The 18385-nt window shown below is 73.6% G+C and carries 18 protein-coding genes; 2 read left to right on the top strand and 16 right to left on the bottom strand.

Annotated features, from left to right (window positions below; all coding sequences use genetic code 11):
• Positions 1–33 precede the first annotated feature (33 nt).
• From HZZ00_RS16075 to HZZ00_RS16045, 7 genes are all read right to left on the bottom strand, one after another.
• Complete coding sequence (locus HZZ00_RS16075) at positions 34–921, bottom strand: DUF4255 domain-containing protein (protein WP_180332822.1); 888 nt, start codon at positions 919–921, stop codon at positions 34–36.
• Positions 922–957: 36 nt separating this feature from the next.
• Positions 958–1704 (bottom strand): hypothetical protein, encoded by a 747-nt coding sequence (locus HZZ00_RS16070; protein WP_180332821.1) that lies wholly within the window; start codon positions 1702–1704, stop codon positions 958–960.
• Complete coding sequence (locus HZZ00_RS16065; protein ID WP_180332820.1) at positions 1697–2425, bottom strand: hypothetical protein; 729 nt, start codon at positions 2423–2425, stop codon at positions 1697–1699. The genes HZZ00_RS16070 and HZZ00_RS16065 overlap by 8 nt, the downstream gene beginning before the upstream one ends.
• 38 nt (positions 2426–2463) lie before the next feature.
• Positions 2464–2988, bottom strand: coding sequence for a phage tail protein (locus HZZ00_RS16060; RefSeq protein WP_121894385.1), 525 nt, complete (start codon positions 2986–2988; stop codon positions 2464–2466).
• A 34-nt stretch (positions 2989–3022) separates the two neighbouring features.
• Entirely contained in the window at positions 3023–4882 is a 1860-nt protein-coding gene (locus HZZ00_RS16055; RefSeq protein ID WP_180332819.1) for a phage tail sheath subtilisin-like domain-containing protein, read from the bottom strand.
• A gap of 619 nt (positions 4883–5501) precedes the next feature.
• Positions 5502–6104, bottom strand: coding sequence for a nitroreductase family protein (locus HZZ00_RS16050; protein WP_180332818.1), 603 nt, complete (start codon positions 6102–6104; stop codon positions 5502–5504).
• Positions 6105–6174: 70 nt separating this feature from the next.
• Complete coding sequence (locus tag HZZ00_RS16045) at positions 6175–7053, bottom strand: NADP-dependent oxidoreductase (RefSeq protein WP_180332817.1); 879 nt, start codon at positions 7051–7053, stop codon at positions 6175–6177.
• Between the two features lie 117 nt (positions 7054–7170).
• Between HZZ00_RS16045 and HZZ00_RS16040 the strand changes: the two genes are divergently transcribed.
• Complete coding sequence (locus tag HZZ00_RS16040) at positions 7171–7572, top strand: MerR family transcriptional regulator (protein ID WP_180332816.1); 402 nt, start codon at positions 7171–7173, stop codon at positions 7570–7572.
• Between the two features lie 113 nt (positions 7573–7685).
• The gene (locus HZZ00_RS16035) at positions 7686–8258 is read left to right on the top strand and encodes a MarR family winged helix-turn-helix transcriptional regulator (protein ID WP_070029425.1); all 573 of its coding nucleotides are present in this window, start codon (positions 7686–7688) and stop codon (positions 8256–8258) included.
• A 114-nt stretch (positions 8259–8372) separates the two neighbouring features.
• On the opposite strand, the gene HZZ00_RS16030 is transcribed toward HZZ00_RS16035, so the two are convergent.
• The 9 genes from HZZ00_RS16030 to HZZ00_RS15990 form a co-directional block, all read right to left on the bottom strand.
• A complete protein-coding gene (locus tag HZZ00_RS16030) occupies positions 8373–9089 on the bottom strand; it encodes a gamma-glutamyl-gamma-aminobutyrate hydrolase family protein (RefSeq protein ID WP_180332815.1) in 717 nt (238 codons plus the stop codon).
• A complete protein-coding gene (locus HZZ00_RS16025; protein WP_180332814.1) occupies positions 9086–10576 on the bottom strand; it encodes an aldehyde dehydrogenase in 1491 nt (496 codons plus the stop codon). Before HZZ00_RS16025 ends, HZZ00_RS16030 begins: the two co-directional genes overlap by 4 nt.
• 95 nt (positions 10577–10671) lie before the next feature.
• Positions 10672–12132 carry an APC family permease gene (locus HZZ00_RS16020; protein ID WP_180332813.1) on the bottom strand — a complete coding sequence of 487 codons (1461 nt, stop codon included), beginning with the start codon at positions 12130–12132 and terminating at the stop codon, positions 10672–10674.
• A 171-nt stretch (positions 12133–12303) separates the two neighbouring features.
• On the bottom strand, positions 12304–12909 hold the full coding sequence (locus HZZ00_RS16015; protein ID WP_180332812.1) for a TetR/AcrR family transcriptional regulator: 606 nt from the start codon (positions 12907–12909) through the stop codon (positions 12304–12306).
• Positions 12910–12937: 28 nt separating this feature from the next.
• Positions 12938–13783 carry a fumarylacetoacetate hydrolase family protein gene (locus tag HZZ00_RS16010; RefSeq protein WP_180332811.1) on the bottom strand — a complete coding sequence of 282 codons (846 nt, stop codon included), beginning with the start codon at positions 13781–13783 and terminating at the stop codon, positions 12938–12940.
• A 12-nt stretch (positions 13784–13795) separates the two neighbouring features.
• Positions 13796–14710 (bottom strand): 3,4-dihydroxyphenylacetate 2,3-dioxygenase, encoded by a 915-nt coding sequence (locus tag HZZ00_RS16005; RefSeq protein WP_180332810.1) that lies wholly within the window; start codon positions 14708–14710, stop codon positions 13796–13798.
• Positions 14703–16163, bottom strand: coding sequence for an aldehyde dehydrogenase (locus tag HZZ00_RS16000; protein WP_180332809.1), 1461 nt, complete (start codon positions 16161–16163; stop codon positions 14703–14705). The genes HZZ00_RS16005 and HZZ00_RS16000 overlap by 8 nt, the downstream gene beginning before the upstream one ends.
• Before the next feature lie 190 nt (positions 16164–16353).
• A complete protein-coding gene (locus tag HZZ00_RS15995) occupies positions 16354–17166 on the bottom strand; it encodes an acetoacetate decarboxylase family protein (RefSeq protein WP_180332808.1) in 813 nt (270 codons plus the stop codon).
• A gap of 9 nt (positions 17167–17175) precedes the next feature.
• Complete coding sequence (locus HZZ00_RS15990) at positions 17176–18384, bottom strand: NAD(P)/FAD-dependent oxidoreductase (protein ID WP_180332807.1); 1209 nt, start codon at positions 18382–18384, stop codon at positions 17176–17178.
• Position 18385 lies beyond the last annotated feature (1 nt).

The raw sequence follows: 18385 nt of genomic DNA, 5'->3' as shown, positions 1-18385 counted from the left end.
GTATTCACCCCCGTCGTGTCGCCCGCCGGCGTGTCAGTTGTCGTCGGTGTGCTCGGTGCCGTCCGCGTCGCGGCTCGTCCCGCGTGCGGGAGGCTGCGCCGCCTTGGCCGCCCGGGCCGTGCTCTTGCGGGCGCGCGCCGGTGCCTTGGCGAGGGCTTTCGCGGGGGCCTTGGCGGGGGCCTTCGCGGGACCCTTGGCAGCGGTTTTCGCAGGGGCCTTGGTCTCCTGCGCCGACGCGGGGTCCGCCGCTCCGGCCCGGTTCCGCCCAGGGGCCCCGTCCGTCCCCGGCCCCGGGGGGACCGGTGCGCCCGGCGCGCCGAACGGCAGCACCCGTACCTCCGGCCGCTCGACCGGCCTGGCCGGTGCCGGCGCCCGGCGGCCGTCGATGAGGATCAGAGAGGCCTGGTAGACGACGGAGAGGGCGTAGGGGGTCTGGTAGAGCATCCCCCACAGCTTCGACGTCTCGTCGATGTCCATCACGTTCGGCGTGAACCGCACCCGCTGGGCCGACTCGGCGAGGTCGCTGCCCGCCAAGTAGGGTTTATCACCCGCGAGTTCGATGACGTCCTTGGGCAGGACCGGGATCTCGTGCAGGGTGCGCACGACCGAGCCGAGCAGGCGCTGCCCGACCAGTTCGGTCTCGTCGCCGTACGCGCTGATCACGTAGTTGAGGTCGAGCGCCGCGCTCGCCCGGCGCACCAGCGTGCCGTCGGGGGCGCGGGTGGGCAGGTCGTCGTTGCGCCGCGAGGAGTTCGGGGTCACCTGGTAGAGGAAGACGGAGATGGTGGGTTCGGCGGGCGGTTCGGCGGGCGGCTTGCGCGGCTCCACCTTCACCGCCATGTCGATCTCCGGCTGGAGATGGGATTCGATCAGCAGGGCGAGGGCCTGGCTGACGTGGGCGATGGCGAGTGCGTTGCTCATGGCGTCAGTTCCCCGTCCCCCGCGTCGTCGTGCGGCTCACTCGCGCCCCCGTGCCAGGTAGTCCGCGAGGCTGAGGGTCGTCCCCGCGCGCTCGGCGGGGCGGGCGCCCTGCCGTGTCCCCGGTGCGGGCGGCTGGGCGGCCGTCACTTCGAGCCGGCCGATCCGCACCTGGACCACCTGCTCGGGCGCCCGGCCGGCGCGGCGCCCGGCGGACTGCGCTGCGGCGGTCCGGGCCGCCGTCGTGTCCGCGGCGCTGGGGCGCGCCGCCGCGGGCGCGACGGCGGCGGAGGCGGCGCCCGTCCCCAGGGAGGTGGGGGCGGACGCCGCGGCACGGTCGGCACCCGTGCTCGGGTCCGGTCGCCCGGTACCGCGTGCGGAGCCGCGGGGCGCCGGGGGCGGCGCGGCCGACAACGGCGCGGCGGGGCGCAGCAGTTGTGCCTCGGGCAGAGCGGGCGGGGCGGTCCTCGCCGGTTCCGCCTCGGCGGAGGGCGGTGCGGTGCGGACGACGGTCCGCTCGCGCGACGTGTGGTGGTGGACCTCGGTGGCGGGCCGCCGCGGGTCGTCCCGGTCGGCGGCGGACGTGCGGGCGGCGGGCGGCCGGGCCACGGTCTCGTCGGTGTCCGGCTCCGCACCGCGCGCCCTGACCGCCTCGACGCGCTCGAACGGTCCGGGCAGCCGCGGCCGTACCCGGACCCCGTCCGGTGTGGTGGCGGTGTGCCGGGCGATCAGCCGGTCGAGGAAGTCGGGGGCCCGGGAGGGGCCGGTCACACAGGAGTCAGACATCCGCACACAGCTCCAGGTAGTAGCGGCGGCGCAGCGGGCTGAGCGCCAGGATCTCCGGCTCGCTCCAGCCGTAGGCGGTGGCGAGCAGATGGACGTCGAGGAGCGTGTCCCGGGCCCAGGCGTCGAGTTCGGTCCACAGGTAGGAGGCGATGTCCAGCTCGGCGCGGGTGGCGGTGCCGCACTCGGGGCAGCCGACGTGGAGCGTCACGTCGGCGCCGGGGTCGGCGGCCTGCGCGGCCTCGGCGATCCGCCGCTGTACCGGCGCCGGGAGGGCGCCGGCGGCGCGGGGCGTCCCGTCGTGGGTCGCCGAGACCAGGCAGCGGGCGAGCAGCGCGGCGCGCGGGTCGGTGGCGTGGGCCGCGGCCGTGAGGTCGGCCGCGGCGGGCAGCCGGAAGGCGATGTCCCAGCCGTCCTCCGTCAGCCGCACGACGTGTCGTGCGGGCCGGTGGAGGGACCGGGCGAACTCCCCGGCGTCCAGTTCGAACTCCATGTCCGCGCCGCACGCGTGGCAGTCCAGCCGCACCTGCATCCGCTCCCCGAACAGGGCGCGGCGCAGGGCGAGCAGGTCGCCCTCACGCTCGCCGAGCGGTACGGCGGGCAGCGCCGTGGCGTCGAGGTCCGGGCGCGCCGTGCCGTGCAGCAGCAGGGCGCGCCCGGCGGGCGCCTCGGCGAGGCCCGCCTCCCAGGTGGCCAGCAGCGCGGCCGCCCCGGTGTTCGCCATGTGTTCCCCCCGCTTCCTCTCACCTCACCGCGCGTCGCTCAGGCCGGGTTGAGGAAGGAGGGCTCCTCGGGCTCGGGTACTTCGTAGTCCCGTTCCCAGCCCTCGCATTCGAGCTTCAGCGACTGGATGGCCACCGCGTTGGCGTTGGCGTCGAGTTCGCCGAGGACCTGGTACTCGCTGGGCCAGGTCCGGTACAGCTTGTGCGAGACGGCGACCTGGCCGGCCTCGTTGAGGACCTGGATGACGATGTCCTTGCGGAAGTCGGCGAGGGAGACCTCGGCGCCGAGGCCCGCGCCGACCTGCCACACCTTGTTGGCCCAGCGGTCGAACTCGGGGTCGTGGGTGACGCCGCGTTCCAGCGTGATGCCCTCGAACTCGGAGCGCCCCGGCGACTTGCGCGGGGAGCTGGGGTCGCCGCCGTGGCGGTGCTTGACGACCTCGGTGGTGCGCTTGAGCGGGCTGATCTTGCTGATGCCCGCGACCGTACGGCCGTCCCACAGGACCAGGAACTTGAAGTTCTTGTAGGGGTCGAAACGATGGGCGTTGACGGTGAACTCTGCCATCGGATTCCTTCGGCTCTCCAGGATTCCCGCGGGACTACAGCTCGAACTGGCCGGACGTCTGCTGGATCTGCACGATCACGAACTCGGCGGGTCGCACCGGCGCGATGCCGACCAGGACGTTCACGACGCCGTTCGCGATGTCCTCGTCGGTGGTGGTGTCGCTGTCGCACTTGACGAAGTAGGCCTCCCGCGGGGTACCGCCCTTGAAGGCGCCCTGCCGGAAGAGGGTGTGCAGGTACGAGGAGGCGGCGAGCCTGATCTGCTGCCACAGGTTCTCGTCGTTGGGCTCGAACACCACCCATTGCAGGCCCCGTCGGAGGCTCTCCTCGACGTGCAGGGCGAGCCGTCGTACGGGCACGTACTTCCACTCGCCGTCCAGCGCGTCGGTGCCCTCCAGGGTGCGGGCGCCCCAGACGGCGGGACCGGTCAGCGGGAACGTGCGCAGGCAGTTGACGCCGAGCGGGTTGAGCAGTCCGGTCTCCCGGTCGGTCAGGTCGACGGTGAGGGAGTGCACGCCGGCGAGCCGGGCCCCGGTGCCGGCGGGCGCCTTCCACACGCCGCGTTCGGCGTCGGTGCGCGCGATGACGCCCGCGACCGCGCCGCAGGGCGGGAAGGCGCGCAGCCGTCCGGTGAGCGGGTCGGTCAGCTGGAGGTGCGGGAAGTACAGGCCGGCGTGGTTGCCGCGCACCGCGTCGAAGGCGGCGACGCCGGCGCGGGCCGTGTCGACGCTGACCCAGGTGGAGGGGGCGTCGACGAGCAGGAAGATCCGCCGCTCCTCGCACAGCCGCTGGGCGGCCGAGACGACCGTGACGGCGTCCTCGGTCTTCTCGTACGCGGCGAGTTCGGGCAGCGCGAGGAGGTTGACGTCGGCGGCCTGGCGCAGCGCCTGGATGCCGGTCTTGGCGGTCTCGGAGCCGATCAGGTCGCGGGGTCCGGGTGCCTCGCCGTCCTCGCCGCCGGCGAGCGGGAAGACGGGAGGGTTGACGGAGGCCTCCAGGCCGAGGTCGTTGGCGCACTCGCCGACGAAGCGGACGACGTCCTCGGGGTCGGTGGAGCCGGCGACGACCTGGAGGCGGCGGCCGAAGGCGGTGACCTCGGTGCCGGCGAAGGCGTGCTTGCCGGGTGCGTCGGGCAGGGCGCGCAGCTTGCGTTCGAGCAGCAGCGCCAGCTCGGCGACGGAGCACGGTGCCTCGCCGTCGCCGTCGGGGTCGTAGAGGGTGAACTCGCGCTGCACGTCGCCGATCTTGACGGTGAGGTCGACGGCGAGGTCGGGCAGCCGGTGGCCGAACGGTTTGGAGACGGTGCCGGACGGGTCGGGGCGGCCCTCGCCGAGCGCGTCGACGCGGATCAGCCGGGAGCCGGCGTTGACGACGGTGGGGGCGTGGCGGTCGCTGGCCGGGTCCATGGACAGTCCGGTGAAGCTCTCCCGGGCCGCGCCCCGGGCGTCGTGGACGCGCAGGTTGAAGGTGTCGTCGGGGCAGGGGGTGTCGTGGTCGACGGCCACGCGCAGGCCGTTGCCCCACACGCCGGGCTCCTTGGCGTGCACCTCCAGGACGTCGCTGTCGCTGTGCCCCTCGGTGGACTTCAGGGTGACGCGGGCCGCCTTTCCGCTGCCGGCCTTGGTGACCCGGACGACGACGGCGACGGTGCCGCCGTTGCCGAAGAACTGGTGGACCGCGTAGCCGACCGCGCTGCGCGCGCCGAGGCCGCCGAAGCGGCGTTCGAACTCCGCGAAGCTGGTGACGCGCACCGGCTCGTTGAGCGGACCGCGCCGGGTGTGGCCGACGAAAGCGGTCACCGACGTGGTCAGGGTCGAGATGGTGCGGGTGCTGCTGGAAAGCTCTTCGACGTAGACGCCGGGATATGTCGGCTTGGCGGCGCTCACCGAGCTCATCGGCTTTCCCCCTCCTGTCCCTGTCTCGGGCACCGGGCAATGGCACCAAGAGGCAGGCGGCAAAGAGACAGGTTCCGGTTCGGCGCGGCGGACGACCCCACGCAACCGACCGGTCAACGCTGGACGTGCACCCGCATCAGTTTCCCCCGCCAGTTCCCGGTCGGCGGTCGGCCGGCCGGGGCAAGCAACGCTTGTGACTCCTGATGCTCGTAGACGAACCAACTTTGATGCATGGAGAGTTGGGCCAGCAAGGCGCGTTCCGGCCACCCCAAAGGAGGGTTTTGTGAAGGTAAATACTTGGTATTTGCGCATCCCGCGCGCATCTCATCGACAACCGACTCGAAGGATCTTCACAGGAATCGCCGAGGGAATGTGACGGTTCAATTCCGGCATATTTTGGATCGCGAACGAGCGTATGGAATTCGACTTCGCTCACATTCGTGGTGGCGGATTCCGGTGTTTATCGCCCGCGCGCGGGGCGGGGCGGCGCCGCATAAGGCGCGGGCGCGGGTACCCCGGCCGGCGGCGCCGAACCGTCACCGCCCCTGCGCCCCGCGGCCGCCCTCTCCGGCCCGGGTACGTGGAGCCACGGCCCCCGGGGCGGGCGACCCCGCATCACTCAGGTGTGCCGTCCCCACCGCCCCCGGTGGACGACCTCCGCCGCGTCGCGTCGGCGTTCTTCGATGCCGGGGCTCTGCGGGGGCAGTTCGTCGGCCCGGTAGCCGACCGTGATGGCACCGATGGGGTCGTACTCGTCGGGGATGCCGAACTCGGCGCGGAACGGCCCGAGATGCTCGGGCATGATGCCGAAGAAGCAGGCGCCCAGGCCCTCGTCGACGGCCGTCAGCAGCATCAGCAGGGAGGCCATCCCGGTGTCGATGTACCAGTACGGCGCGGGCCAGCGGGCCTCGTCGCGGTCCACCCAGCCCTTGCCGGGTTCGGCGTAGCGGTCGAGATAGGCCGCCTTGTGGGCCAGGGGGACCACGACCAGCGGGGCGTCCTGCATGGTCGGCGTCTTCTCGACCCGGGTGGGGACGAACGGCCAGAAGCGAGCACGGTCGGCGGGGTCGGTCAGGGCGAGGAAGGCCCAGCCCTGCGAGAAGCCGGCCGAGGGAGCGCGCAGCGCGGAGGCGAGGACGCGCTCGACCACCTCGGGGGCCAGTGGTTTGTCGGAATAGTGCCGGACCATGCGCCTACGGCGGACCACCTCGGAGAATTCCATGGCGCGAGATCCTGCCACGCGCGCCTCGGGCGGCACAGAGGTTCCATCCGGCCGCCCGCCCGGCTCAGGCTCAGAACAGCAGGACCACCTTGCCCGCCAGGCCGCCCGCCTCGAAGTGCTCGTGCGCCGCGCGCACCTCGGTGACCGGGTAGTGCGCGGCCACCCGTACCCGCAGCCGCCCGGCGTCGACCAGAGCGGCCAGTTCCGCGAGGTCCTTCCCGCTCTCCTGGACGTAGCTCTTGGCGGCACCGGGCACGTCCGGCAGCGGCTCGTCGGCGATCGAGACGTACCGGCCGCCGTCCGCGAGCGCGGCGGACACGTCGACGCCCGCGGTGTCGAGCACCGCGTCGTACGCCCGGCGGGGCAGTTCGGCGGCCGAGCACGTCACCTCCGAGGCGCCGAACTCCCTTATGTGTTCTATGTGTTCGGGGCGGGAGACCAGTGCGTCGACCGTCACGCCGGCCCGCCGGGCCAGCTGGACCGAAAGGCCGCCCACCGCGCCCGCGGCACCGGTCACCAGCAGGCGGGCGCGGTCCTCCAGGCGCAGCGCGGCGAGCGCCTGCACCGCCGTGGTCCCGGCGAGCGGCAACGTCGCGGCCTCGGGCAGGGTGAGCGTCGCGGGGGCATGGGCCAGCAGCCGCTCCGGCAGCCGGACCAGCTCGGCCCAGGTGCCGAGGCCGGTGGCCAGCTGCGCGGACATGGCGATCACCCGGTCGCCGACCGCGAACCGCGCCGAGTCGCTCGCGACGACGACGCCGGCCAGGTCCCAGCCCAGGGTCGCGGGCAGGGCGGGGCCCACGTCCCAGGCCCGGGTCTTCCAGTCCACCGGGTTCAGGCTGCTCGCGACCGTCCGCACCAGCACCTCGCCGGCGCCCGGCGCCGGGTCGGCCACCTCCCGCACGGTGAGCACCTCGGGACCGCCGTGGACATCGATCTGTACCACGCGCATGACGACAACTCCTCGTGTTCCAGGCCGGATCACCGGCCGCGGCGACCGTTGCGGCCCCGCCTCGGAGTTCACGCTAAAGTCTGACACCGGTGTGAGAGTCAAGCCGTGGAGGCCGTCATGCGCATCGGTGAGATGGTGCGGCGCACCGGGGTCGCCGAGCGGCTGCTGCGCTACTACGAGGAGCAGGGCCTGCTGGCCCCGGAGCGCCTGCCCAGCGGTTACCGCGTCTACGACGAGCAGGACGTCGAGACGGTCCGCCGGATCCGCACGCTGCTCGCCGCCGGGCTCACCACGGACACCATCGCGCGGGTACTGCCGTGCGTCCGCGACGAGGGCGAGCGGCTGGTGCCGGTCTGCGCCGACCTGGTCGCGGAGCTGCGCCGGGAGCGCGAGCGGATCACCCGTGCCATCGACGACCTCCAGGCGTCGCGCGGGATGCTGGACACCGTCATCGAAGCCGGTCCGCGGCCGGCTCCGGCGGGCGCCCCGGCGGCCCGCACGGGCGGCCGGCCGGACTGACCCGGCGGCCGGACCGAGGCGCCGCCGCCCGGGCTACCCGCCCGTACAATTCGATCCCGGACGATCGCGGGCCGTACGGGCCCCGGTCCAGACGACGAGGTGAGGGGGCGCCCGTGCCCAGCCAGCGGTCCATCGGCGAGGCGGAGAAGCTCGCGGAGGCGAAGCTCGGCGGCATCTCCCTGCGCCGGGAGCAGATGGCCGCCGTGGCCAACATCTACCGTGCCGCGTCGGCCGTCCGCCAGCACCTGGAGAACTCGGTGCTGCGCGGCTCCGACCTGACCTGGACCGCCTTCGTGGTGCTGTGGGTCGTGTGGGTGTGGGGCGAGTCGGAGACCCGGCACGTGGCCGAGGAGGCGGGGATCTCCAAGGGCACCCTGACCGGGGTGTCGCGGACGCTGGAGTCGCGGGGCCTGCTGCGGCGCACCGGCCACCCCACCGACGGCCGGCTCGTCCTGCTGGCCCTCACCGAGGCGGGCGAGGACTTCATGCGCCGGGTCTTCCCCGCGTTCAACGAGGAGGAGGCCTTCGTCACGGCCCGGCTCAGCGACGAGGAGTGCCGTGACCTCGCGAGCGTTCTGCGCCGTGTGGTGCTCCAGGTCGAGGAGGAGGGCGAGGAGCGGCGCAGGTCGCTGCTGAACGGCGAGGAGCCGACGCCGCGCCGCAGCGGGCGGCGGGCCAGGAAGTAGCTCCCGCGCCACGACGGCCGCGGGCCCGGAAGCGGCCCCCGCGCCACGACGGCGGCGAACCCGGAATCGGCCCCGCGCCACGACGGCGGCTCGCCGGGGCGCGGTCCCGTCCCGCTACCGGGCCCGTTCCACCAGCGCGTCGAAGAGCCGCTGCTGCGCCGGGTCCTCGTGCGCGGTGTCCTCGGGATGCCACTGCACGGCGAGCAACAGGCCGTCGTATGAAGGGAGTTCGACCGCCTCAACGGTTCCGTCGGCGGCCCGCGCGGTGACCGTGAGCCCCTCGCCGAGCCGGTCCAGGCGCTGGTGGTGGTAGCAGGATGCCTCGGCCTTGTCGGTGCCGGTGATCCGGGCCACCGCCGAACCGGGGGCGAGGGCGACGGGGTGCCTGAGGTGGCGGTGGTCGCCGTCGGGGCCGCCCATGTCCTGGTGCAGGGTGCCGCCCAGGACGGTGTTGACCACCTGGAGGCCCCGGCACACGGCCAGCAGCGGCAGCCCGGTCGCGAGGGCCTGGCGGGCGAGTTCCAGGTCGAAGGCGTCCTGCTCGTCGTCCACGTCGTAGACGGTGTCGTGGGTGTGCGCGGCGCCGTAGCGGTGGGGGGCGAGGTCGCCGCCGCCGGGCAGCAGCAGGCCGTCGAACCGGGCGAGGCGGACGGCGACCTCGGCGGGGTCGGCCGTGCCGCCGGGGGCGTGCGGGTGCAGGGTGACGGGCTCGCCGCCCGCCCGCCACACGGCCTCGACGAGGGCACGCGCGTTGACCTCGGCGGCGTGCCGCAGCGCGGAGGCGCCGGCGGAGAAGCGGGCGGGTACGGCGATCAGCGGGCGGTGGGTCACAGCTGGATCCAGGTGGTCTTCAGTTCGGTGTACTTCTCCAGGGCGTGCACGGACTTGTCCCGTCCGTTGCCGGACCGCTTGACGCCGCCGAACGGCACGGTCAGGTCGCCCTCCTCGTAGCAGTTGACCCACACCGTCCCGGCCTTCAGGGCGCGGGAGACCCGGTGCGCGGTGGACAGGTCGGAGGTCCACAGGCCGGCCGCGAGGCCGTACTCGGTGGCGTTGGCGAGGGCGACGGCCTCGTCCAGGTCGTCGAAGGCGAGGACGGCCAGCACAGGCCCGAAGACCTCTTCGCGGGCCAGCCGGCTGTCCGGGGCGACCCGGTCGAAGACGGTCGGTTCGAGGTAGACGCCGCCGGTCCCGGTCAGGGTGCGCGAGCCGCCGGTGCGCAGACGGGCGCCGTCCTCGGCGGCGGTTCGCACATGGCCGAGGACCCGGGCCAGATGGTCCTCGCCGACCAGGGCGCCCATCTCGGTCCCGGGGTCGAGCGGGTCGCCGACCCGCAGGGCGCGGGCCCGGGCCACCACCGCCTCGGTGACCTGTTCGGCGACCGAGGAGTGGACGAGCAGCCGGGAGGGCGCGGTGCACATCTCGCCCTGGTTGAAGAAGATGCCCCAGGCGGCGGTCGCGGCGGCCTTGTCCAGGTCGGGGGCGTCCGGCAGAACGATGTTGGGGGACTTGCCGCCCAGTTCCAGCCAGACCCGCTTGAGGTTGGAGTCGGCGGCGTAACGCAGGTAGTGGCGGCCGACGGCGGTGGAGCCGGTGAAGGCGAGGACGTCGACGTCCGGGTGCAGGCCGAGGGCGCGGCCGGCCACGGGTCCGTTGCCGTTGACGACGTTGAGCACGCCCGGCGGCAGCCCGGCCTCCAGCGCGAGCCGCCCGAGCAGTAGTGCCGACAGGGGCGAGTTCTCCGAGGGCTTGAGGACCACCGTGCAGCCGGCGGCCAGCGCCGGGGCGACCTTCCAGCCGGCCAGAGTCAGCGGGAAGTTCCAGGGGACGACGGCGCCGACGACCCCGGCGGGCTCGCGGGTGACGAGGGCGAGCGCGTCGGGCGCGGTGTGCGGGGACTCGTCGGTGAGCTTGTCGGCGAGCTGGCCGTACCAGCGGAACGTCCGGGTGACGGCGCGCAGTTCGATGTCGTGGGCCTCGCCGATGGGCTTGCCCGTCTCCAGGCTGACGGTGAGGGCCAGTTCCGCGCGGTGGCTGTCGAGGAGGTCGGCGAGGCGTACCAGGATCCGGCCGCGCTCGGCGGGGGCCAGGCGCGGCCAGGGGCCGTGGTCGAAGGCCCGGCGCGCGGCCGCGACGGCCGCGTCGATCTCGGCCGTACCCGCGTCGGCCACCTCGGTCAGCACCTGACCGTCGCGGGGCGAGACGACGGGGAACGCGCCGCCGCCCCCGGCCTCCTCGGCGCCGTCGATGAGGTGGAACCGGGGCGGCCGGAACTCCTCGGCCCGGCGGAGCCAGTCGTCGTGGGTGGGTGCGGTCATGCGGTCCTCCGGTGGATGGGTCGTACGGTCCTCCGGTGTGCGGAGGGGCCGCCCGCCGCGCGTCGCGGGGACCACGCGGCGGGCGGGTGGTGGGTTCAGCGCGGGTCGGCCGCCGGGCGGCGGCTCCGCAGGCGTTCGTTGGCCACGCCGAGGGCCAGCACGACGGGCACGGCGAGCACGAGCCATACCGCGGTGCTCATGGCGCCGCCGATGAGGGTGGTGAAGTTGGCGAGGATGAGCCAGATCGCGCCGGCCAGGCCGAGCGCACCCAGCACGGGGGCGATCAGGGTGTGCCACAGGCGGGTGTCCACGCGCCGGCGGCGGAAGAACACGACGACCGACACCGAGGTCAGCAGGTAGAGCAGCATCATGGCGAGGACGGCGAGCCCGCTGAACCAGGAGAAGAGGGTCAGCACCGGGTCCTTGCCGGCCAGGGCGAACGGGAGGACGAGCAGGACCGCGATCACGGTCTGGACGCAGCCCGCGGCCCACGGGGCGTGGCGGTCGTTGAGCCGGCACAGGGCGCCGGGCAGCTGCCGGTCCCGGCCCAGGGAGAACAGATAGCGGTTGGCGGAGTTGTGGAAGGTCAGGATGCCGGCGAACAGGGAGGTGGCGAGGAGGACGGGCAGGACGTCGCCGACCCAGCCGCCGAACTGGGCGGCGATGGGCGCGAAGACGAAACCGGCGGAGTCGCCGTGGGCGAGCGCCCGGGCGGCGGCCCCCGGTGCGCGGGAGGCGCCGTAGGCGGAGATCAGCATCCAGGAGACCAGGGCGAAGAAGCCGGTGACGACGACGACCGACAGATAGGTGGCCCGCGGCACCGTCTTCTTCGGCTCCCGGGCCTCCTCGCCGTAGATGGCGGTCGCCTCGAAGCCGAACATCGACGCCACGGCGAACATCACGGCGACCCCGGGCGCGCCCTTCAGGGCCGCCGACGGGGCGAAGCTGTGTGCCACGCCCAGTCCCTCGGGTCCGCCGCCCTTGGCCAGCGTGACGAGGCTGAACACCAGCAGGATGCCGAACTCGGCGAGCACGAACACGGCGAGGACGCGGGCGCCCATCTCGATGCCCGCGGCGCCCAGGGCCTGCACCACGGCCATGGTGAGCAGCGTGTAGACCCACCAGGACAGATGGATCCCGGTGTGGTCGGCGACCAGCCCGCTGACGATCGAGCCGTACAGGCCGTACATGGCCGCCTGGATCACGCAGTACGCGAAGAGGGCGACGCTCGCGCTGCCGGCGCCGGCCGTCCGGCCGAGGCCGGTGCCGATGTAGGTGTAGAAGGCGCCCGCGTCCACGACGTGCCGGCCCATCGCGACGAAGCCCACCGAGAAGAGGAGGATCACGGCACCGGCCAGCACATAGGCGGCCGGGGTGCCGGAGCCGTTGCCGATGGCGACCGAGATGGGGGCCGCGCCGGCGATACCCGTCAGCGGGGCCTGTCCGGACAGGACGAAGAAGAGGATGCCCAGGACGCCCAGGGCGTTGGGCTTGAGCGTGGCTGCAGTGGAGGCGTCCTGCACGGTCCGCGGGGCGGAGGCCGTCTGACTGTCCACTCGGATCACCTGCCAGAAAAGGGGGAGGATCGTTTCAGGCCAAACGAGTTGCCTCATCGTGCGGCCGAACTATCCGTTTGACAAGGGGGTGGGAGCAGGGAATCCCGCCGCACGGCGAATCCTTGTGGCGCCGTGACCGAAGGGCCCGTGACGGCCCCCGGCAGGCGGCTGTCAGTCCTCGGTCGCCGACCGCTCCAGCAGCGCCCGCAGCTCCGCGAGGGCCTCCTCGGTGACCTCCCGCTCGCCGAAGACGAGCTGGTGCAGCACCAGGCCCTCCAGGGCGGCGAACACCAGCCGGGACAGGCCCCGGCCCGGCTCACCCGGCAGTATCCGGGCCAGCTGCCGGCCGGTGGCCTCGAAGTACTCCTCGTACAGGGCGCGCAGGTGCGGCAGCAGCTCCGGCCGGCGGCGGGCCTCCAGCAGCAGCTCGTACTGGAAGGCCTGGAGCTCGGGCCCGGACTCCACCATGCCGGGCAGACCGTCGGCGAAGTCGGCGGCCCGGCCGGAGCCGTTGTCGAGCGCGCTGCCGCGCAGCGAGGCGCGGATGGCGTGGGTGACGGCCTCCTCGATCAGCGCGTCGCGCGATCCGAAGTGGTGCACGACGAGCCCGTGGGTGACCCCGGCCTCCTCCGCCACGGCCCGGTAGGTGAGCCTGCGCAGCCCGCCGCGGGCGACCACGCGGACGGCGGCGTCCAGGAGGGCGACCCGGCCCGTTCCGTAGTGGTTCACGCGCTTGCGGGTACGGCGCTCGCCGGGGGACGGGACGGAGTCGGTCATGGCCACGACCCTACCGGCGGCGCCGCGTTCAGCGCTTCGGCGCCCGGATGCCACGGAACTCCCAGTCGCCGCCGAGCGCGGTGGACAGCACCTCCTCGGACTCGGTGGGCTGCGCGCCGACATCGGTACGGATCGGGGTGGGGCCGGTGACGATGTGGTTGGCGAGCCTGCCGAGGCCCTCGACCTCGACCTCGACCACGTCGCCGGGCCGTACCGGGCGGGAGTTCGCCGGGGTGCCGGAGAGCAGGACGTCACCCGGGTGGAGCGTGATGGTGCGGGCGATGTCGGCGACGAGGTAGTGCATGTCCCACTTCATCTCGTCGGTCGAACCGTCCTGCACCACCTGCCCGTTGACGTAGGTGCGCAGGCTCTTGCCGTGGAAGTCCCAGTCGGTGACCAGGCCGGGGCCGAGCGGGCAGAGGGTGTCGGAGCCCTTGACCCGGAGCATGGAGCCGGCGTCGGTGTCGCGGAAGTCGTGCAGACCGTAGTCGTTGGCGACGGTGTAGCCCGCGATGTACTCCCCCGCCCGCGCCGGGGAGATGTTGCGTGCCGTCCGGCCGATGACGATGGCGACCTCGCCCTCGTAGTTCAGCCAGTTGCAGCCCTCGGGACGTACGACGGCGCCCTTGTGGGCGTTGAGGGCCGAGGTCGGCTTGTGGAAGTAGGTGGGGGTGTCGGGCAGGTCGATCCGGAACTCCTCGACCCGGCTGCGGTGGTTGAGGTGGACGGCGATGATCTTCGAGGGGACGACCGGGGGCAGGTGCCGCGCCTCCTCGGTCTTGACGCGGCGGCCGTCACCGGCGACGAGCTCGTCCCCGTCGACGGTGACCTGGACGGTGGCACCGTCCAGGAGGATGCGGCGGTACTCGGGCATGTCGGTGGCTCCTCAGGGGCTGTGCGGGGTGGTGGGGGCGGTGCCGGTCCAGCCGCCCTCGGGGCGGTCGAACCAGAGGTGCGCCTGGCCGGTGCCGATCGAGTTCTCGTACGCGCCGTACTGGCGGCCCTTGGCGACGCAAGCGCCCTCGCCGAGGGCGCCGGCCATCATCAGGTAGTGGGAGAAGCGCGCCTCGGGCTTGTACCGCCAGAACTCGTCCATGGTGTCGAGGACCTTGTCGTGACGGCCCTCCTTGAACCAGGCGATCCGCTTGTGGTCGGCCTCGCGGGCCTCGGGGGTGAAGATGTGCGCCGGGTCGCTCGCCTCGTGGTCGCGCAGTTCGCGCAGCGGCCAGAACGTGTGCGAGAGGGCGCCGGAGGCGATCAGCAGCACCCGGCGGCCGGGCGTGGCGGCGATGCCGTCGGCCAGCGCGCGGCCGAGGCGCAGATGGTCCTCCATGTCGCCGGTCTGGCAGACGCCGATGGTCACCCACCGCTTGTCGGGCAGCCCCTCGCCGAGAAACTTCCAGAGGTTGATGGTGGCGTAGTAGACCGGCAGGTAGGCGTCGTCGATCGCGGTGATCCAGGTACCGTGCTTCTCGGCGAACGAGGCGACGTTGTGGGCGAGTTCGGGGTCGCCGGGGTAGTCGAACGGCATCCTGCTCATGCCGCGCGGCAGTTCCTCGGAGGTGAACAGGCCGGCCCGGCGGTCCTGCGCGGTGACCACGAACTCGACGGTGGTGGCCCAGTGCGAGTCGAGGACGACGACGGTGTCGTAGTCGTCGCGCTCGAAGACGTCCGCGCGCAGCTGCCGCAGCCCGGTGACGAGGGTGATCTCCTTGCCCTCGTTCAGCTCCAGCCGGGTCCGCTCGGGGAGCACGATGGTGGGGACGTGGGCCAGCAGGCCCGCGCCGACGATCTCACCCATGGTCCTGCCATCCCTTCGGCGCGGTGACGGTGTTCTTGATGTCGCAGTAGAAGTCGAAGCTCCAGGTGCCGCCCTCGCGGCCGACGCCGGACTGGCGGGAGCCGCCGAACGGCGCCTGGAGGTCCCGGACGAAGAAGCAGTTGACCCAGACGGTGCCCGCGACCAGCCGCGCGGTGACACGGTCGGCGCGCGCCGGGTCGCCGGTGACGACGGTGGCCGCGAGGCCGAAGCGGGTGTCGTTGGCGAGCCGGACCGCCTCGTCCTCGGCACCGAAGGTCTGGAGGGTCAGGACTGGGCCGAAGACCTCTTCCTGCACGATCTCCGCGTCCTGGGCGACGTCGGTGAGCAGGGTGGGCGCGTAGTACTGGCCCTCCCCGCGGTGTCCGCCGACGACCGCGCGGGCGCCCTCTGCGAGCGCGCGCCGCACGAAGCCGTCGATCTTGTCCAGCTGGCGCGGGTGGATGTTCGGCCCGATGTCGGTGGACTCGTCGCGGGGGTCGCCCTGCTTCAGCGCGCTCGCCCGCTCGACGAAGCGCCGGGTGAACTCCTCGGCGACCGTCTCCTCGACCAGCAGCCGGGTGCCCGCGAGGCAGACCTGCCCGGCGTTGTCGTACTGCTCGACCGCGAGGTCCACGGCGAGGTCCAGGTCGGCGTCGGCGAACACCAGCAGCGGGGACTTGCCGCCCAGCTCCAGGCTGAGCGGGGTGAGCCGGGCGGCGGCCGAGGCGGCGATGCGGCGGGCGGTGGGCACCGAGCCGGTGAAGCTGATGCGGCGCACGTCCGGGTGGGCGGTGAGGGCGTCGCCGATCTCCGAGCCCAGGCCCTGCACGACGTTGAGGACACCGGCCGGCAGCCCCGCCTCGGCGGCGATGTCGGCGAGCAGGGAGGCGGTCAGCGGGGACCACTCGGCGGGCTTGAGCACGACGGTGTTGCCGGCCGCGAGCGCCGGGGCGACCTTCCAGGTGGCCAGCATCAGGGGCGCGTTCCACGGTGTGATCAGCACGCAGGGCCCGGCCGGGTCCCAGCTGACGTGGTTGGTGTGGCCTCGGGTGTCGAAGTCCTCGTGGTCGAGCGTCAGCAGCCAGTCGGCGAAGAACCGGAAGTTGTGGGCGACCCGGGGCATGACACCGCGCCGGTGGGAGCGGAGCAGGGCGCCGTTGTCGGTGGTCTCCACGATGGCCAGGTCTTCCAGCCGCTTCTCGACGCCGTCGGCGATGGCGTGCAGGACGCGGGCGCGCTCGGCGCGCGGGGTGGCGGCCCAGCCGGGGAACGCGGCCTTGGCGGCGGCGACGGCGGCGGCGGCCTCCGTGGCGCTGCCGCGGGCGATCTCGCCGAGGGCGGTGCCGTCGATGGGCGAGTGGTCGGTGAAGGTCCCGGCGGAGGCGACACGTTCGCCGCCGATCCAGTGCCGGGTGTCGACGGTGACTCCGGCGACAGTGATCGCGTCGGTCATGGGAAGGGCTCCAAAGGAAGAAGGGAGGGCCCCTTGGGGGGCGGTGGCGGGGGCGCCGTCGGGGGCGCGGACGGCCGGGCGCTGTTCGGGGGGCGGGACGCTCGCGCCCGGTGCGGACACGGGACGGTGGGCGCCCGTCGGGGCGCGTAAGACGTCGCGCACGGCGACGATGCGCCGACCGCCCGCCGGGCTACCCGGCCGAGGCCCCGGACGTGCCGGACTCCAGCAGCCGTCCGCCGTCCCAGACCACTCCGACCTGCCGGTAGTACGCGGCGATCGGCTCCCGCACCTCCAGGCGGGCCAGTTCCTCGGTGGGCGACTCGAAGAGTTCCAGGTCCGCGTCCCCCACCCAGGGCCGTCCGCCCTCGAAGGAGGCGGCACCGGCCTCGATCAGCTCGTCCAGGGCGAGCCCCTTGCCCTTCTCGATCGAGGGCAGCCAGCGGTGGTGCGCCATGGGGTGGGCGTTGACGAAGCCATTGGTCTCCGAGGGTTCCCGCAGGGTGACGACGGCCTGGGCGAGGCGCCGGTCGGCGGCGGCGAGGGTGGCGCCGAAGCGGGCCCCGGCCTCGATGCGCGGGGCGGGCCCGTAGGGGTGCGGGCGGGTCTGGTGGATGGAGCCGAACTTCTTCGGGTAGCCCTGGTGCAGTCCGCGGGCGATCGCGAAGTCCTTGTCCACCCAGATGTACACGCAGCGGGTGTAGGTGCGGCCCCGGTACTGGCAGCGCACGACCGCGAACGCCTCCTTGTACTGGGCGCGCACCGGGTCGAGCAGTTCGTCCCCGAACTGCCCGCAGGACTGCCAGTCGGCCCAGATCAGGGCGACCGCGCCGGGGTCCTCGTCGGCCGGTTCAAGGGGCTCCGGGAGCAGTTCGCGCACCCGGGCGGGGTCGGTGCGGTACTCGACGGTGAGCAGGTCGCCGGAGTAGCGCCAGGGCGGGGAGGGGATCAGAGAGGAGGCGCCGGTCGCCGTCTTGGGGTGGAGGAATCCACGGACACTGGTCACGGACGTTCCTTATGCGGTGAGGGCGGGCTGCTGGAGGAGTGCGGCGCGGTGGCGGGCCGCGGCCGCGGCGGCGGCCGGTCCGCCGAGGGCGACGACGCCGACCAGACGGCCGCCCGTGTGGTAGCCGGCCAGCACGTCGCCGTCCGGGTCGCCGTCGAGGACGCGCACGTCGTCCTTGCCGAGGGCGGGGGCGCCGAAGGACTGGAGCCGGAAGTCGTGCTGGTCGCTCCAGAAGGTGGGCAGCGGCGCGAACGGCGCGAGGCCGGGGTCGTCGCCGGCGAGGTGGGCGGCGAGCACCCGGGCGGCGTGCTTGGCGGTGTCCGCGGGGATCGACCAGTGCTCGACGCGCCGGGGTACGCCGTCGTAGCGGGCGTTGGGGAAGCGGGCGACGTCGCCGACGGCGACCACCTCGGGGCGTCCGCCGGCGCGCAGGTGCTCGTCGGTCAGGACGCCGTCGGACAGGTCCAGGCCGTTGCCGTCGAGCCACTCGGTGTTGGCGACGGAGCCGACCGACTCCACGACGACGTCCGCGGGGAGCACCGTGCCGTCGTCGAGGACGACCCCGGTGACATGGTCCTCGCCCGCGAAGGCGGCGACCCCGCGGCCGAGGGCGAACCGGACACCGCGCTGCTCATGGCGTCCGAGCAGCGCCCTGGCCAGCAGGTCCCCCAGCGGGCCGACCATCGGCAGCGGCTGCGGATCGACCACGGTGACCTCGGCGGCGCCGAGGGCCACGGCCGTGGCCGCCACCTCGCAGCCGATGAACCCGGCGCCCACCACGACCACCTTGGCGCGGGGCCTGGTCAGCGCCGCACGCAGTTCCTGGGCGTCGTCCAGGGTGCGCACGGTGTGCCGCCCGGAGAGCGGTCCGGGGCAGCGCAGCCGCCGGGGGCGCATGCCGGTGGCCACGACGAGCCCGGCGTACGCGAGGGTCTCGCCGTCGTCCAGCCGTACGGTGCGCCGGTCGAGGTCGGCGGCGACGACGGTGCTGCCCAGGCGCCACCGCACGTCCGCGACGCTGGCGCGGGGCCGGAAGGCGAGCGACTCGAACGGGGCCTTGCCGGCCAGCACCTCCTTGGACAGCGGCGGCCGGTTGTAGGGCATGTGGGGCTCGTCCCCGACCAGGGTGATGGGCCCCGTCCAGCCGGCGGCGCGCAGCTGTTCGGCGGCGCGCAGGCCGGCCATGGCGGCGCCGGCCACGACGACGGTCGCGCTCACC

The organism is Streptomyces sp. NEAU-sy36, from assembly GCF_013423905.1.
In the GTDB taxonomy this organism is placed as follows: Bacteria; Actinomycetota; Actinomycetes; order Streptomycetales; family Streptomycetaceae; genus Streptomyces; species Streptomyces misionensis.
This window is presented reverse-complemented; position numbering and strand designations above follow the sequence as displayed.

Coding starts and splice junctions, on each gene's coding strand:
- HZZ00_RS16075 (WP_180332822.1), bottom strand. CDS start 921: ATGAGCAACGCACTCGCCATCGCCCACGTCAGCCAGGCCCTCGCCCTG.
- HZZ00_RS16070 (WP_180332821.1), bottom strand. CDS start 1,704: ATGTCTGACTCCTGTGTGACCGGCCCCTCCCGGGCCCCCGACTTCCTC.
- HZZ00_RS16065 (WP_180332820.1), bottom strand. CDS start 2,425: ATGGCGAACACCGGGGCGGCCGCGCTGCTGGCCACCTGGGAGGCGGGC.
- HZZ00_RS16060 (WP_121894385.1), bottom strand. CDS start 2,988: ATGGCAGAGTTCACCGTCAACGCCCATCGTTTCGACCCCTACAAGAAC.
- HZZ00_RS16055 (WP_180332819.1), bottom strand. CDS start 4,882: ATGAGCTCGGTGAGCGCCGCCAAGCCGACATATCCCGGCGTCTACGTC.
- HZZ00_RS16050 (WP_180332818.1), bottom strand. CDS start 6,104: ATGGAATTCTCCGAGGTGGTCCGCCGTAGGCGCATGGTCCGGCACTAT.
- HZZ00_RS16045 (WP_180332817.1), bottom strand. CDS start 7,053: ATGCGCGTGGTACAGATCGATGTCCACGGCGGTCCCGAGGTGCTCACC.
- HZZ00_RS16040 (WP_180332816.1), top strand. CDS start 7,171: ATGCGCATCGGTGAGATGGTGCGGCGCACCGGGGTCGCCGAGCGGCTG.
- HZZ00_RS16025 (WP_180332814.1), bottom strand. CDS start 10,576: ATGACCGCACCCACCCACGACGACTGGCTCCGCCGGGCCGAGGAGTTC.
- HZZ00_RS16015 (WP_180332812.1), bottom strand. CDS start 12,909: ATGACCGACTCCGTCCCGTCCCCCGGCGAGCGCCGTACCCGCAAGCGC.
- HZZ00_RS16010 (WP_180332811.1), bottom strand. CDS start 13,783: ATGCCCGAGTACCGCCGCATCCTCCTGGACGGTGCCACCGTCCAGGTC.
- HZZ00_RS16005 (WP_180332810.1), bottom strand. CDS start 14,710: ATGGGTGAGATCGTCGGCGCGGGCCTGCTGGCCCACGTCCCCACCATC.
- HZZ00_RS16000 (WP_180332809.1), bottom strand. CDS start 16,163: ATGACCGACGCGATCACTGTCGCCGGAGTCACCGTCGACACCCGGCAC.